Below are 15,380 nucleotides of genomic sequence, written 5' to 3'. Positions count from 1 at the left end.
CGACATCTCCCGTATTCTGACTGGTGAAATGCTCCATAGTATGGGCGTTCAACCAAAGCAGTTAAATGTTTGGGGGAGGTAAACCCTCCTTCAGTGCAATTGTGCCGGCGACCAGCTCCGAGTTAGTATTACTTCGGCAGCATTAGCACCCTACCTTTAACGATGCCTTTCCCAGTGAGGACAGCCAAGCACTTTTGGTCGCAAGAGTGCTTGGCTCTCTTCACTTCAAGGTCTGATTGTTATGGATAACCTTCCTCATATCGTGGTGGTCGGCGGCGGTGCCGGCGGTCTGGAGCTGGTCACCAGCCTCGGCAACAAGCTGGGCAAGAAGCGCAAGGCCCGGATTACCCTGGTCGATGCCGGCCTCACCCATGTCTGGAAACCCCTTCTGCACGAAGTCGCCTCCGGCTCCCTGGACGCCAGCGCCAACGAGATCAACTACCGCGCCCATGCCCGGAAACATCACTACGAATTCCAGCTTGGACGCATGAGCGGGCTCGACCGCAAGGCCAAAGAGCTGGTCATTGCCCCGTTTCATGACGAAGAGGGCCGGGAAGTGGTGCCGGCCCGCACGATCAGCTACGACACCCTGGTGATCGCCGTCGGCAGCACCGCCAATGATTTTGGCACCCCCGGCGCCCAGGAGCACTGCCTGTTCCTGGACAGCCTGAAACAGGCCCGGCGGTTCCACAACCTGATGCTGAACGCCTTTCTGCGCAAGAACCACGAAGCGCTCCAGGGCCATGAGCACACCCTCAACATCAGCATTATCGGTGCCGGCGCCACCGGGGTGGAACTTGCCGCGGAGTTGCGCCTGGCGTCCCGCGAATTGCCGGTCTACGGCATGAACCACCTCAAGCCCTCCGACGTCTCCATTTCCGTGATCGAGGCAGCCGACCGGATCCTGCCCGCCCTGCCCGGCAGGCTCTCCGCGGCAGCCACCCGGGAACTGGAGCGCCAGCACGTTCAGGTGCTGACCGGACAGCCGGTGAGCGAAGTCCGGGAACACAGCATCATCATGAAGGACGGCACCGAACTGCCATCGGAAATGACCATCTGGGCCGCCGGGATCAAGGCGCCCGCTTTCCTCGCCGAGCTGGACGGGCTGGAGGTCAATCGGAGCAACCAGCTGGTTGTGGAACAGACGCTCCAGACCACGCAGGATGTGGATATCTTCGCCCTCGGGGATTGCGCCGCCTGCCCGCAGCCGGATTCCGATCGCCCGGTGCCACCCCGGGCCCAGGCCGCCCACCAGCAGGCGGACGCCCTGTTCAAGACCCTGTGCAACCGTCTGGAAGGCAAAGCCGATGAGCCCTTCGTGTACAACGACCATGGCTCGCTGATCAATTTCAGCCGCTACACCACGGTTGGCAACCTGATGGGCAATTTATCCGGGCGCAGCATGTACATCGAGGGCAAGGTGGCCAGGCTGTTCTATGTCTCCCTGTACCGTATGCACCAGGTCGCTCTGCACGGGTTTGTACGGACAGGCATCATCTGGCTGATGGATAAAATCAGCCGTGCCATGCACCCGCGTCTGAAACTACACTGAAGGGAAAACCGGCCAGGGAAAGCTGGTGGAGCGGGTGAAGGGAATCGAACCCTCGTATGCAGCTTGGGAAGCTGCCGTTCTACCATTGAACTACACCCGCATTTGCGTTGGCCGCGAGTGAAATATAAGCGGACGGCCCGCTTTTGGGCAAGCCTTGTGTCTGGAGATTGAATGGATCCCACTCTCACCCTAGTCGGAGCCCTGATGCTGGTGATCAGCATTGTGCTCAGCCCGCTGTCCAGCCGCGTCGGCATGCCGGTGCTGCTGATCTTCCTGGTGGTGGGCATGATGATGGGCGAGGACGGCCCCGGTGGCATCGAATTCGATAATTTCGAACTGGCCTTCCTGATAGCCAACCTGGCCCTCGGAGTGATCCTGCTCGATGGCGGCATGCGCACCCGGGCGGAAACCTTCCGGGTGGGGCTGCGTCCGGCGCTGGTGCTGGCCACCCTCGGCGTCTTCCTGACCGCCGCCGGAGCGGCCGTGGTCGCCCGCTGGGTGTTTGACCTGGAATGGCTGACCGCCCTGCTCATTGGCGCCATCATCTCCTCCACCGACGCCGCAGCGGTGTTCTCGCTGCTTCAGGGCCGGGGGTTGCACCTGAACGAACGGGTCAGCGCCACCCTGGAGATCGAGTCCGGCAGTAACGATCCCATGGCCATTTTCCTGACCCTTTTGCTGGTTACCCTGATCGGCAACGAGGGGGCGGGCGCCACCTGGTCGGCTTTGCTGATGCTGATCAAGCAATTCGGCATCGGCGGTATTGCTGGCCTGGCGGGGGGCTTTGCCGTGGTGGAGCTGGCCAACCGTATCCGCCTGACCCCATCCCTGTATCCCCTCCTGGTAGCCGCCGCCGGGATATCCGTGTTCTCTGCCACCAACGCCCTGGGTGGTTCCGGCTTCCTGGCCATCTACCTGACCGGCGTGGTGATCGGTAACCGGCCGGTGCGCATGATGCCGATGATCCTGCAGGTCCACGACGGCCTGGCCTGGCTGGCCCAGCTGTGCCTGTTCCTGATGCTCGGCCTGCTGGTCTCGCCCTCAGAGCTGCTGCCCCTGGCCGGGAGCGGCCTGATCCTGGCTCTGGCGCTGATCTTTGTCATCCGGCCGGCCACTGTCTTTGCCACCCTCTGGCCTTTCGGCTTCAAGCGTCGCGAGCTCGGCTTTATCGGCTGGGTCGGTCTGAGAGGGGCGGTGCCGATCGTCCTGGCGCTGTTTCCGATCATCGCCGACCTGCCGGAGGCCCAGCAGGTCTTCCATGCCGCGTTCTTTATCGTGCTGGTCTCCCTGGTGGTCCAGGGCACCACCATGGCGCCCCTGGCCCGCAAGCTCCGGCTGGAAGTGCCCGCCAGCGACGACCCCTACCGTCGCCTGCCCCTCGACGCTCCCGCCGCCGGCGACCACGAATTGATGCTGTTTCCCCTGCGCGGCAAGAACTGGGAAACGCCACGGCGCCTCGGCCAGCTGCGGTTTCCGGCCAATACCGCGGTGGCCGGTGTGTTCCGTAACCGTGTCTGCCTGCAGCCGAAGGCGGACCTGGAAGTCTCCAGCGGCGATATGGTGGCCATGTTTGCCACTCCCGGCGTGCTTCCGGAGCTGGGCAAGGCTCTCAGCGGCCGGCATGCGCCGGAGTACCTGGCCGAACGGGCCTTCTTCGGGGATTTCGTACTGAACGGAGACGCGCTGCTCGGGGATGTTGAGCAGGTCTATGGCATCGAGTTCGATGAACTGTCGCCGGACATCACCCTGACGGAGTGCTTCTCCCGTCGAACCAAGGGGCATCCGGTTGTCGGCGATACCGTGACCCTGGGCCCGGTTACCCTGGTTGCCCGGGCGACAGAAGCCGACCGGGTCACCAAGGTGGGTATGAAGATGGACAGGTCACAAAATGACTGACCGAGGAAAGGGATGGCTATAAAACTTAACAAAACCCCTTAACAGCCTCACCCTGAGCTATGATATAAACGGCGCTGCAGAAATATTAATGTTTGGTAAGTCAGGGTTATGGGTTTGCTTCGAAACGTCTGCCGTTGTCTATTTATCGTTATGCTGCTGGGGTCAGGGACTGCCAGTGCCTCGGATCTGCTTGCGAAGGCAGACGTTCGGATGCCCGACCCACAATCGTTCAACGCGGACCGTTTCGACATCAGCGAAGTGCTGGTGAAAAAAGCCGAACGCCGGCTCTATTTGCTGGACGGTGAGGACATTGTTCGCAGTTACCGCATCTCGCTTGGCGACAATCCCGAAGGTCACAAGCTCTACGAGGGTGATGAGCGCACACCGGAGGGTGAATACGTCCTGGACTGGCGCAATCACCAGAGCGATTTCTACAAGTCCATTCATATCTCCTACCCCAGCCCGCGGGACCGCGAACTGGCCGAGGCCTGGGGCCTCGATCCCGGCGGCAGCATCATGATCCACGGCCTGCCCAACGAAGCCGGCGACATGGCCTTTGCCTATGTCGGTCTGGACTGGACCGACGGCTGCATTGCCGTCACCAACGAAGCCATGGATGAGATCTGGCAATTGGTCTCCAATGGAACCCGGATCCGCATTCTTCCGTGAATAAGGCATGACACCACGATTAAGTTGTTGTCATAAGCTAAGAAATTTTGCGTATCCTTAGTTAACATTTTGTCTCGGAGTGTTTTACACTGTTTAACGACTCCGACGGAAAAAGATCTTCTGTCGGACCCGGTTTTACAGGAAGTGGTCTATACTCACTTCCGAGACTCAGGACATAAAACGACCAATAAGGGGATTTACTATGCGTAAACTGATGATCGCTGGGTTTGCAATGGCTACTGCTCTGACTGCCGGCTGTGCCAGCAACCAGGCTGCCATCGACGAGGCCAATGCTACTGCAACTTCTGCAGAGCAGACCGCTGAGAACGCACTGAACACTGCCAACAGCGCTGCTTCTGACGCACGCACTGCACAGCAGACTGCAGAAGAAGCCCTGGCCGCTGCCCGCGCAGCCCAGCAAGCTGCAGACGAAGCCAACGAGCGTGCCAAGCGCATGCTGGAAAGCGCCAGCCAGAAGTAATTGGCTCGGTTATGCTGAAAAAGGCCGGGATTCCCGGCCTTTTTTTGTGCCTGACCGTTAGGTAAGACGGGGTCAGAAGAAAGCCTTCTTCTGACCCCATTTTCAGATCAGCCCTGCTCACCAGAGGGCTGCGTCTTCACCTGCTTCTCCATGAACGTCTTCATCATATCCATCGGCAACGGGAACACGATGGTGGAGGAGTTGCTGCTACTCATGTCGGCCAGCGTCTGCAGATAGCGCAACTGCATGGCCCCGGAGTTGGCGGACATTACCTCGGCGGCTTCCACCAGCTTCTTCGACGCCTGCAACTCACCCTCGGCATGAATCACCTTGGCCCGGCGCTCACGCTCAGCCTCGGCCTGACGGGCAATGGCGCGGATCATGGACTCGTTCAGGTCCACGTGCTTGATCTCCACATTGGCCACCTTGATGCCCCATTCCTCGGTCTGGGCATCGATAATCTCCTGGATATCGGCGTTGAGCTTGTCACGCTCCGAAAGCATCTCGTCCAGGTCGTGTTTGCCAAGCACCGAACGCAGGGTGGTCTGGGCCAGCTGGCTGGTGGCTGAATTGAAGTCCTCGACCCGAATGATGGCCCGCTCCGGGTCCACCACACGGAAATAGAGCACCGCATTCACCCGTACCGTCACGTTGTCCTTGGAAATCACATCCTGGCTGGGAACATCCAGCACAATGACCCTCAGATCCACCCTGACAATCTGCTGGATTCCGGGGATGACAATGATCAGGCCAGGCCCTTTGACGCCCTGGAAGCGCCCCAGGAAGAACACCACGCCCCGCTCGTACTCGGGCAGGATCTTGATCGCCGATCCGAGGATCAGCAGTAACACCACCGTGGGTGCGAGATAGGGAATCAGATCACCAATCATACGGCCTCCTTGTTTGCCGTGAACTGTTGAACGCCGGGTCAGCCTTCGTCTTCGAGGACCTCGACGGTTACCGTCAAACCTTCGATGCCGGTGACCCGCACACGATCACCGGTCGTTACCGGCTGCCCGCTGCGGGCATTCCAGCGCTCACCACTGATACGCACATGACCAGTGTAGTGCTCGTGGTCCCGGGTGAAGGTATCCAGTGCTTCACCCTGTTCGTGGGTCAGCTGCTCCGAACCGCTGACCGGGTGCCTGCGTCGCAGACCGATGAAACGGGTTACCGTCCAGAGAATGAAGCCCGCCGCCACGATCGCGGTACCCCCGATGGTGGGTAATGAGATATCCCGGTGACTGCCGTCCATCAGGATCACCGAACCGGCGACAAAGGCGACGATGCCCCCGACCCCCAGCATTCCGAAACTCGGCATGAAAGCCTCGCCGACAATAAAGGCGAGTCCAAACATGATCAGCGCCAGGCCGGCGTAGTTCACCGACAGCACCTGGAAGGCGAAAAGGGCGAGGATCAAGCTGATGGCGCCGATGACGCCAGGGACGATGGCACCGGGATTGGCCAGCTCGAAGATGATGCCGTAGAAGCCGATGATCATCAGGAAGTAGGCCACGTTCGGATCGGTGATGACCGACAGCAGGTTGGTTCGCCAGTCCGGTTCCGCCCGCACGAGTTCCAGATCCGCCGTGCTCAGGGTCCGGTCACCGGAGGCCATTCGAACGGTACGGCCATCGATCTGTTGCAACAGATCCCGCAGGTTGGGTGCCACCACGTCGATGACGTTGCGCTCCAGGGCCTCGGCAGCACCCAGGTTGACCGCCTCCCGCACGGCCTGTTCGGCCCAGTCGGCGTTGCGGCCATGGCGCTCCGCCAGACCCCGGATATAGCTGACCGCATCTTCCAGGACCTTGCGCTCCATGGCGGTTTCGCCCCGGCGCTTGCTGTCTTCCTGTTCATCCGCCGTACCCTCCGATTCGGGCGCCTGCTCTGATTCCTGCGGTTCGGAGGGCTGCTCCGTGGGTTCGGTCCCGGGAATCCCTCCCATCTGGACCGGTGTCGCCGAGCCAAGATTGGTGGCCGGGGCCATGGCGGCGATGTGACTGCCGTAGAGGATGTAGGTGCCGGCACTGGCAGCCCGTGCGCCCTGGGGGGACACATAGGTTGCCACCGGCACCTCGGAGGCGAGGATGGTCTTGATGATTTCCCGCATTGAGTTCATCAGACCGCCCGGCGTATCCATCTCGATGACGACGAGCCCCATGCCTTCGGTCTCTGCGCGCCGGATACCCCGGGTCACATAGTCCATGGTCGCCGGACCAATGGCTCCCTGGACGGTAAGTACCAGGGCCCGGTCCGGACTATTCTGGGCAAGCAACTGGTGCGAGAGGGAAATTCCGGCGAGCAAAGTCCCGAGGAGGAAGACCGCCGCGAACAGATTCAGGCGCCGGGACTTTCCGGCTCTGATGGCTTGCTTCCCTTGCATGGCACGTCCCCCTTGTCAGTCATCAGAAGTAGAGTTTCTGCTCCGGCTCACTCCCTGTTTCAGGGGATTCCTCCCCGGCACTCTCATCAGTGGCAACCTGGGTGAGCTGCTCACCGATCATGGTGGGAATTCCATCCGCCTGGTCCACTGCCAGTTCGATGGCACGGCGATTCACTTCCACCGCCGGGTTCCGCTCACGGAACGCCTCGACCTCCGCGAAGACCCGTTGCCAGAGCTCGTCCCGATCTTCACGGGGATAATCCTCACCCGGGCGGTGAACCTCGAGCCAGATCTCACCTCCGGATATACCGATCTTGACCGGATCGCGGATCACCTGGACCGGTGTTCCCTTGTCCACCTGGTAGATAAACCGGGAGATATCCTCGTTGTACATCCGGAAACAGCCATGGCTGACCGCCATACCGACCCCGAAACGCTTGTTGGTGCCATGGATAAGATAGCCCTTTTCACTGAGCAACAGGGCGTGGGTGCCCAGCGGGTTGCCGGGGCCGGGCGGGATCATCTTGGGCAGGTATTCACCATTGGCCTCGTACTCCGCACGGATACTGGCCGGCGGATACCAGGCCGGCGACTCCAGCGGCATGGTCACTTGGGCATCGGTGAGGGGCGAGGGATTCTCCTCGGTACCTACCCCGACCGGATAGACCTGCACACCGCCATCCCCGGTAAAGTAATACAGACGGTACTCCGCCAGGTTGATCACGATACCCTTGCGGCGGGCCTCGTCCGGAATCACATACTGGCGGGGCAGGGTGATGGTGGTACCTTCGCCAGGCAGCCAGGGATCCACGCCGGGATTGGCCTTCACCAGCTCCAGATAACCCAGCGCCAGCCGGTTTCCGAGGTTGGCAAAGGTATCCTCGTAGCGGGTGGTAAAAGCCTGCAGCTCACCGGCGAGATCACCCCTGAGCTCGAAGGTGGGGACCCGCGGGCTCCGGTCAGGCTCGGCTTCAGACTCTTTGTCCGAAGCGGCATCTGTCGCCGCCATTGCCGGGGTGATCGCAAGGGCAACCAGCAGCGCCAGAATGTTCCAATACTTTCCAAACCGCATAATTCTGTTCCGAAATTCAGTGTGCACGCTAACGGTGACAGTAAACCTAATCAGGAGTTCATGGCCGTAGTCCAGACGGTTACCGTCGCCAGTAGAACAAACAGGACGCTGGCACTGATTCTCGCCGTTGCCAGGGGCATCCGCTCCATCAACCAGCGACCGGCCATAATAACCGGTATGTTGGCCAGCAACATCCCCACGGTTGTCCCAATGATAACCCAGAATGTGTCGGTAAACTTCGCCGCCAGCACAACCGTGGCCACCTGGGTCTTGTCGCCGATCTCCGCGAGGAAAAACATGATGGTGGTGGCCGTGAACGCGCCCAGCCCCAGAAACTTGGAATCCTCGCTGTCATCCTTGTCCGGTATCAGCAGCCACAGGGCAATGGCGACGAAGCTTCCGGCCAGGATCCACGGCAACCAGGCTTCCGGAATGAAGCTGGCAATCCAGGCGCCCAGCCAGGCCGAGAGGGCGTGATTGAGGATGGTGGCGATCAGGATACCGAGGATGATCGGGGTGCGCTTGGCATAGCGGGCCACGAGGAACAGGGAAAGCAGCTGGGTCTTGTCGCCGATTTCGGCAATGGCAACGGCAGCGGTAGAGGCGAGAAAGGCATCCATCAAACAACTCCAGGGCGGATATCCAAGACATGAGACAGCCCACCTTCCGCCCTTGGAGGTGATCTGCCTCAGGTCTTGCCAATCCCTGCATTGCGAACGCGGGACACGGTGGCCATGGAGATTGAGCCCCAAGTATGTTGACCACCGTCCGGCCGGATCTTCCGGCACGGAGGCTACTCCCCTGAAGGAGGGTGCATGCTAGCCAATTAAGGCCGACATCGCAACTAGTGTCCCGTCTGGTTAATTCGCTGACCTACTGCGTGGCGCTGGGGACCCTGGCCAAGGCGCCAGTGCGCAGGTGTGGTGGTTCCACATCAAGTGCTGGCAACACCGGTCAGGGTCCCCAGCGCCGCGCCCTTCGGGAGCCACTGAGAGCCTTGATAGCAGCGTTGCGCTGACTCGATTTGGAACCACCAAACCTTCGCCATCGCGCCTTGCTATCAAGGCTCTCAGTGGCTCAGTAGGTCAGCGAATTAACCAGACGGGACACTAGGCCCGCATCCGCCACACCGGAACCGCGGCTACGGCCACGAATACGGCGACCAGCCACCAGGCGCTGTGAAAGGCATCGATGGTGGGCAGGCCATCGCTGTGCGGTCCGAATTCGACGGTCAGGGCCACGATATTAACGCCAAAGGCTCCACCGAGCTGGCGGGTAAAATTGATGGTACTCGAGGCGGCACCCAGCTGCTCCGGCTGGAGCGGGTTGAGTGCGCCGGTGGACAGCGCCGGCAACATGAAACCGATCCCGATACGCCCCAGGATGGTCCACAGCGCCAGCCAACCGAATGCCAGGGTGACATCCGACACCGCAAACAACATCGCCGAGAGCGCAAACATGGCGATGCCGAACACCACCAGCTTGCGGGCACTCTGGCGATCGGCCAGGCGCCCGGCGAGCGGGAACGTGATGCCCAGCACGATGCCGGCCGGCAGCATCAGCAATCCCGCTTCGGTAGCACTGAACCCCAGGGAGGTCTGGACAAACAGGGGCACCAGGTAAGTGGATCCGAACAACGCCAGGCCCAGGGCCATGGCGCCCAGGTTGGCATAGACAAACGCGGGGTTCCGCAGGAGCGCGATGTTGACCAGCGGATGCCGGGCGGTCCGTTCCCGCACCACGAACAGGACCAGCAGTATGGCCGCCAACAACGCCTGCAGGCCGATGCGCCACTCGGCCCCGGCCAGTTCCTGCATGCGGTTGAGGGTATCCAGGGCCAGGCCGATGGTTGCCCCGAGCAGGAGCAGACCCGACAGATCAAAGCGGTAGGGTTCGGGGCGGGACGGAGGCAGCGGCAGGAACCGCCAGGCCATGAACACACCCAGCATGGTGACCGGAGCCGGTGCAAACATGACGTAGCGCCAGCTCAGCTGGTCAACCAGGAAGCCCCCCAGCACCGGCCCAAGCGCGGGCGCCAGGATGACGCCCATGCCGTAGATGCCCATGGCCTGCCCCCGGCGCTCCCTGGGGAAAATCCGGAACACCAGGTACATGCCCATGGGCTGCATCAGCCCCGCCATGGCACCTTGCCCGACCCGGGCGGCAATCAACTGTTCGGGCGTTCCGGCAAAGCCGCCGGCAATGGAAATCAGGGTGAACAGGACCATGGCGCCGGCCAGGGTCTTGCGGACACCGAAATGGTCCAGCAACCAGGAGGAAGCCAGCATGGTGGTGGTCATGGCGGCTATGAAACCGGTCGCAAGCCAGTGAACCTGGCCCTGGCGAATACCGAACTCCAGCATGATGTCATGCAGGGCCACGTTGACCACCGTGGCACTGAGCACCGTGGCCATGGTGCCCAGCATGACGGTGCACACCGCCAGCCAGCGCCAGCGGTCGCCGTAGCGGGCCCTGAGTCCGTCGACCGTGTTATCCGCCAGGATGAAACTCCTACTTCTGCTTTTCGGCGTTTTCCATGATCTTCTGGAACACCTTCAGTGCGCCCTCGATATCCTCATCGCTGATGCCTTCCAGCATTTCCTCGCGCAACTTGGCCGCACGCTCCGAGAGATCATCCATGAATGCCCGGCCGGCATCGGTCAGATGCAGACGACGCGCCCGCCGGTCATTGGGGCAGGGCCGGCGTTCGATCAGCCCCTGCTGTTCCAGGCTGTCCAGCAGGCGCACCAGCGTGGGATTCTCGATCGCCATCAGGCTGGCGAGTTCGCGCTGGGTCAGCCCCTCGCCGCCCTGCTGCAGGTAGACCATGGTGCTCCAGCGGGCCTGGGTCACACCCAGATCCTTCAGGCGCTCATCCAGCATCTTGCGCCAGCGGCGGGTAACCCGGGCAACGGCAAAGGGAAACTGGTCTCTCATGGGTTATCGCTCCTGTCCGGTGGCCGCCCGGTCACTTGAAGCACCGGGGCTATCGGCCAAAAAACTCACATTATGGGAAAGTCACCAATAGTATGCTAACCATTGAAATAAAAACAGATATCAGATCAAAAATATAATCGGGAAAACCGAGAGGAAGCCGGGTCAGCCGGTCTGACGCAGCTCTTCCTTCATCTCTTCGACCTCGGGAGACTCGTGAAATTCCTCGTTCCGCGGATCCAGTTCGGTCAGTACCGGAGAGGTCTCGGGCATGGCGGGCACGAAGTGCTCCTGCTCCTCCACCGGTACATCCTCGGTATGACTGATGCGGTAACTGGTGATCAGCGCCAGCAGAACCAGGAATCCGGTGTTACCCAGGAACAGCCCCCTGGGGCCCAGGAGCCCGATCAGCTCGGCCATGACAATGGGGCCGATCACGCTACCGACGCCGTAGCTGAGCAGCAGGGTGGCACTGGCCGAAACAATGCGGCTGGTTTCCATGCGGTCATTGGTGATCGCCACGGCAATGGGATACACACTGGCCGACAGGCCGGTGAACAGACCCACCAGCAAAGTCAGCATGGCAAGATTCGTCGTTTCCAGTACACCAACGGCCCCGGCCGCCGCAGCCGCAACCAGAGCCACCCAGAACATGACCCGGCGGCGGTCAAACCGGTCACAAACGCGGCCGAGCGGCCAGGCCAGGATCATTGCCGCCACGATGGCACTGGCCATGAAGGTGGAGGTTCTGGCCACGTCCAGGCCCACCAGCGTGGCGTAGACCGGTCCCAGGGCATAGAAGCCACCAATCATGACACCGCAGATCAGCGCACCGGCAACCCCTGAGAAGGACTGGCGGGCCAGGGTGAAGATGGACATACGGCTGGCCTGTTCGATGGCGGGCGCTTCCATCCGGGTCAGTGACAGGGGCACCAGCGCCAGAGTCAGCAGGATCGCAGCCAGCGAGAACGGCATGAAATTGGCGGGATCGCCCACGTTGACCACCAGCTGGCCGCCCGCCGCCGACAGGTAGAAGACAATCTGGTACACCGCGAACAGGGCACCGCGGTTGGCATTGGTGGCACGGCTGGAGAACCAGCTCTCGATCACCACGAGGACGCCGGCGATACTGAAGCCGGAGAGCACCCGCAGGAACGCCCAGAACACCATGGACACCGCCATGGGATACATCAGTGACGCCGCGGCGGCCATGGCCGCAAACACCGCAAACGCCCGGATATGGCCTACCCGGCCAATCACCCGGTGAACATACAGGGTGCCGAGCACGAAACCGATGGAATAGCACACCAGCACCCAGCCAATCACGTCCGGAGCCACCTGTTCGATACTCAGCCGGATGCCCAGCAGGGTCATCAGGAAGGCATTACCGCTCACCAGCAGAACAATGCTGAGAATCAGCGCAGACAGGGAAGTGACCATTCGGGTCATGACAACGGGCTCCGGCGGCGGACGTCAGACTGTAATTGTTTGGGCCATAAGATAGCACCAGCCTCCGGACTGTGCCGGCACGGCATTAGACCAGCGGCATCGGATGCAGGCTACTAGGGACTTCCCGAAACCCGCAAAATGTGATGCAGTGACTGATGGATGCCGCTCAAGCCGCGGTTTTTCGGGGTTTTTACATTAATGGGTCGTAACAGACCCTCTGACCCAGAGCAGGTAACATAAATCCAAGATAATCAATGGATCCGTGAGCGCCTGGATATGAAAAAGACGGACTGGCCCATCCGCTGGGATTTGCTGCTTCGCTATCGACTGATAGAAACTGTTGCCTTGTGGGAAGGTCGACTGACCACCAACCACATCTGCCACAGCTTTGGCATCGGCCGCCAGCAGGCCTCCAAGGACATCAACACCTACCTGCGGGAGCTGGCCCCGGGTAACCTGCTGTATGACCGCCACCTCAAGGGTTATGTGCCGGCGCCGAAATTCCGGCCGGTGGTTACCCGCGGCGAAGTCAGCGAGTATCTCGACCTGCTCGCCCGCCAGCAGAACCTTAGCCACACCTTCGAGTCACTGGATCTGGGTCTGCCCGACAGTCACGTGGTGGCAGGTCCCGGCCGGGTGATTCCGCCCGAAACCATGCGCGCTGTGGTAACCGCGACCCGTAATGGCAGGCAGTTGCGTGCCAGCTACACCTCTCTGAGTCGCCCGGAGCCGGTGGAAACCATTCTCGAACCCCATACCCTTGTCTGCACCGGCGACAGCTGGCACCTGAGGGCGTGGTGCGACTCCAACCGGGAGTTCCGGGACTTTGCCCTTAGCCGTCTGCGTACGGTACCGGAAGCCCTGCGCCAGCGGGCCCGTCACACCAGCCAGCACGATGAGGACTGGGTCCGGGAGGTCAACCTGGTGATCACGCCGGATCACCGTCTGACCGAAGCGCAGCAGGACATCATCGCCCGCGACTACGGCATGCAGGGCGGCCGACTGACCATCCGGACCCGCGCCGCGCTGACCCCCTATGTCCTTTCGCGCATGGGCATCACCTTTGACAACGAACATCCGGACCCCCTGGTTCAGCAGCTGGAGCTGGCCAACCCGGATGAGCTGGGTTTCGGCAGCCGCCGGGAACAGGCACTCAAAGCGGTGGCCGGACTCTGCTAGACTGGCCGGCGTGAAATCACCCGCGCTGTTTGCTGCCACAACCCTTGCCCTGATCCTGCTGACGCCCCTGGTGTCGGCAGCCACCGCCTGTGGCGGCGCCGCAACGCCCATTGCCCGCATCCAGGGCGAGGGCGACCGCTCCCCCTTCACCGGCCAGACCGCGACCGTCGAGGGTATCCTGACCCTCGACGCCCGGGGGAAAGGCGGTTTCCGCGGCTTCTACCTGCAACAGGCCGACGATCAGGCCGACGACAATCCGGCCACCTCCGAAGCCCTGTTTGTCTATACCCGTCGCCCGCAGGGCAGCCTGGGGCAACGGCTTCGGGTGACCGGAGAGGTGAAGGAATTTCATGGGCTAACCGAACTGGTCAATGTCCGGGAGCTGGAAATCTGTGGCCGCGGGACCATGCCGGAAGCAGTCAGCCTGGAGCTGTCCGGGGAGGTCACCTACGAAGCCCTCGAAAACATGCGGGTCTTCATTCCCTCCCCCCTGACCGTGATCGACAGCTATAACCTGGCCCGTTACGGGGAACTCACCCTGGCGCCCCGGGACCGGGTGATTGCCACCGAGTATCTGTCTCCCGGCCCGCTGGCCAGAAAGCTGAACGACGCCAACGGGCAGATCACTCTGGATGACCGCCAGGGCAATCGTGATCCGCGGCCCGTGCCCTGGCCACCGGGAGGTCTGGGGGCCGACAACACCCTACGTGCCGGGGATACCCTGCGCGGAGTCCGCGGTGTACTGGATTTCCGATTCGGGCAATGGCGGATCCAGCCCGGGTCACCACCGGAGTTTATCGCCACCAACCCCCGCGAACCGGCACCGGCGCGCCCGGCAGGATCGGTGCTGCGGGTGATGACCCTCAACCTCGCCAACCTGTTCAATGGCAATGGCCGGGGCGGCGGGTTCCCGACTCCCAGAGGCGCAACAAACGAATCCGCCTACCGGCAACAGCAGGCACGCCTGGTCTCGGCGCTGACCGCCCCGGACCCGGACATCCTTGCGGTCAGTGAACTGGAGAACGACGGCTACAGCGACAACAGTGCCGCCGCCACACTGGCAAAGGCCCTGGGGCCGGACTGGCGCTATATCCGGACACCGGAGAAAGACGGCAACGACGCCATCCGTACCGCCCTGTATTACCGCCAGGACCGGGTGATCCCGGTCGGCGAGGCACACCGGTTGACCAGCGGTCCTTTCCGGAACACGGGACGGCCGCCGTTGGCGCAGGCGTTCCGGTTACGAAACAGCAATGACCCGGTGCGGGTGGTGGTTCCCCATCTCAAATCCAAGTCCTGCCGGGGAGCTACCGGCGCGGACCGGGACCAGGGCGATGGCCAGGGCTGCTATGCCCACCGCCGGACCCGGGCCGCCGAGGCGATCGCCGACTGGCTGGCGGATCTGCCCGAACAGGGGGCTGGCGCCGGCACCCTGATCACCGGTGATATCAACAGCTACACCCGGGAAACGCCCCTGGAGGCCTTCCGCCAGCGTGGCTACACGAGCATGGTGGCGCAACACCACCCATGCACACCTGCCCACTGCTCCCATTACACATACCGGTACAAGGGCCGCAAGGGTTCCCTGGATCATGCCCTCGCATCAGACCGCCTCGCGCCACGGGTTGTAAACGCCTTCACCTGGCGCATCAATGCCGACGAACCCAGGGCGCTGGGCTACCAGCATGACCTGGCCCCGGACAGCTCCGGGCCCTGGCGCTCCTCGGATCACAATCCGGTCATCGTCGACATCCGCCTCTGA

General features: G+C 61.9%; 13 protein-coding genes and 1 tRNA gene. 6 read left to right on the top strand and 8 right to left on the bottom strand.

Going from position 1 to position 15,380, the window contains the following annotated elements; genetic code table 11:
• Positions 1–241 precede the first annotated feature (241 nt).
• Positions 242–1,552 carry an NAD(P)/FAD-dependent oxidoreductase gene (locus BM254_RS03520; protein WP_091998694.1) on the top strand — a complete coding sequence of 437 codons (1,311 nt, stop codon included), beginning with the start codon at positions 242–244 and terminating at the stop codon, positions 1,550–1,552.
• A gap of 26 nt (positions 1,553–1,578) precedes the next feature.
• On the opposite strand, the gene BM254_RS03515 is transcribed toward BM254_RS03520, so the two are convergent.
• Positions 1,579–1,652 (bottom strand) — tRNA-Gly (locus BM254_RS03515).
• Positions 1,653–1,723: 71 nt separating this feature from the next.
• On the opposite strand from BM254_RS03515, the gene BM254_RS03510 reads away from it, so the two are divergent.
• From BM254_RS03510 to BM254_RS03500, 3 genes are all read left to right on the top strand, one after another.
• A complete protein-coding gene (locus BM254_RS03510) occupies positions 1,724–3,448 on the top strand; it encodes a potassium/proton antiporter (RefSeq protein ID WP_091998691.1) in 1,725 nt (574 codons plus the stop codon).
• A 108-nt stretch (positions 3,449–3,556) separates the two neighbouring features.
• Complete coding sequence (locus tag BM254_RS03505) at positions 3,557–4,117, top strand: L,D-transpeptidase family protein (RefSeq protein WP_091998688.1); 561 nt, start codon at positions 3,557–3,559, stop codon at positions 4,115–4,117.
• A gap of 202 nt (positions 4,118–4,319) precedes the next feature.
• On the top strand, positions 4,320–4,598 hold the full coding sequence (locus BM254_RS03500) for an Lpp/OprI family alanine-zipper lipoprotein (protein WP_091998685.1): 279 nt from the start codon (positions 4,320–4,322) through the stop codon (positions 4,596–4,598).
• Between the two features lie 107 nt (positions 4,599–4,705).
• On the opposite strand, the gene BM254_RS03495 is transcribed toward BM254_RS03500, so the two are convergent.
• The 7 genes from BM254_RS03495 to BM254_RS03465 all read right to left on the bottom strand — a co-directional run bounded on the left by BM254_RS03495 (position 4,706) and on the right by BM254_RS03465 (position 12,439).
• Positions 4,706–5,488 (bottom strand): slipin family protein, encoded by a 783-nt coding sequence (locus tag BM254_RS03495; RefSeq protein WP_091998682.1) that lies wholly within the window; start codon positions 5,486–5,488, stop codon positions 4,706–4,708.
• 38 nt (positions 5,489–5,526) lie between these two features.
• On the bottom strand, positions 5,527–6,984 hold the full coding sequence (locus BM254_RS03490) for an NfeD family protein (protein ID WP_091998679.1): 1,458 nt from the start codon (positions 6,982–6,984) through the stop codon (positions 5,527–5,529).
• A 22-nt stretch (positions 6,985–7,006) separates the two neighbouring features.
• Positions 7,007–8,056 carry a L,D-transpeptidase family protein gene (locus BM254_RS03485; protein ID WP_091998676.1) on the bottom strand — a complete coding sequence of 350 codons (1,050 nt, stop codon included), beginning with the start codon at positions 8,054–8,056 and terminating at the stop codon, positions 7,007–7,009.
• Positions 8,057–8,106: 50 nt separating this feature from the next.
• The gene (locus BM254_RS03480) at positions 8,107–8,676 is read right to left on the bottom strand and encodes a TMEM165/GDT1 family protein (RefSeq protein ID WP_091998673.1); all 570 of its coding nucleotides are present in this window, start codon (positions 8,674–8,676) and stop codon (positions 8,107–8,109) included.
• A 489-nt stretch (positions 8,677–9,165) separates the two neighbouring features.
• Positions 9,166–10,557 (bottom strand): MDR family MFS transporter, encoded by a 1,392-nt coding sequence (locus BM254_RS03475; RefSeq protein WP_091998670.1) that lies wholly within the window; start codon positions 10,555–10,557, stop codon positions 9,166–9,168.
• Positions 10,558–10,567: 10 nt separating this feature from the next.
• On the bottom strand, positions 10,568–10,993 hold the full coding sequence (locus tag BM254_RS03470) for a MarR family transcriptional regulator (RefSeq protein ID WP_091998667.1): 426 nt from the start codon (positions 10,991–10,993) through the stop codon (positions 10,568–10,570).
• A 162-nt stretch (positions 10,994–11,155) separates the two neighbouring features.
• Complete coding sequence (locus tag BM254_RS03465; RefSeq protein ID WP_091998663.1) at positions 11,156–12,439, bottom strand: MFS transporter; 1,284 nt, start codon at positions 12,437–12,439, stop codon at positions 11,156–11,158.
• 276 nt (positions 12,440–12,715) lie between these two features.
• On the opposite strand from BM254_RS03465, the gene BM254_RS03460 reads away from it, so the two are divergent.
• The gene (locus BM254_RS03460; protein WP_175497194.1) at positions 12,716–13,618 is read left to right on the top strand and encodes a helix-turn-helix transcriptional regulator; all 903 of its coding nucleotides are present in this window, start codon (positions 12,716–12,718) and stop codon (positions 13,616–13,618) included.
• Positions 13,619–13,628: 10 nt separating this feature from the next.
• The gene (locus BM254_RS03455; protein WP_245777341.1) at positions 13,629–15,380 is read left to right on the top strand and encodes an ExeM/NucH family extracellular endonuclease; all 1,752 of its coding nucleotides are present in this window, start codon (positions 13,629–13,631) and stop codon (positions 15,378–15,380) included.

It is taken from the genome of Marinobacter pelagius (genome assembly GCF_900114925.1).
Lineage (GTDB): Bacteria > Pseudomonadota > Gammaproteobacteria > Pseudomonadales > Oleiphilaceae > Marinobacter > Marinobacter pelagius.
Note: the sequence above shows the minus strand (reverse complement) of the source record. Positions and strands in the feature narration are given on the sequence as shown.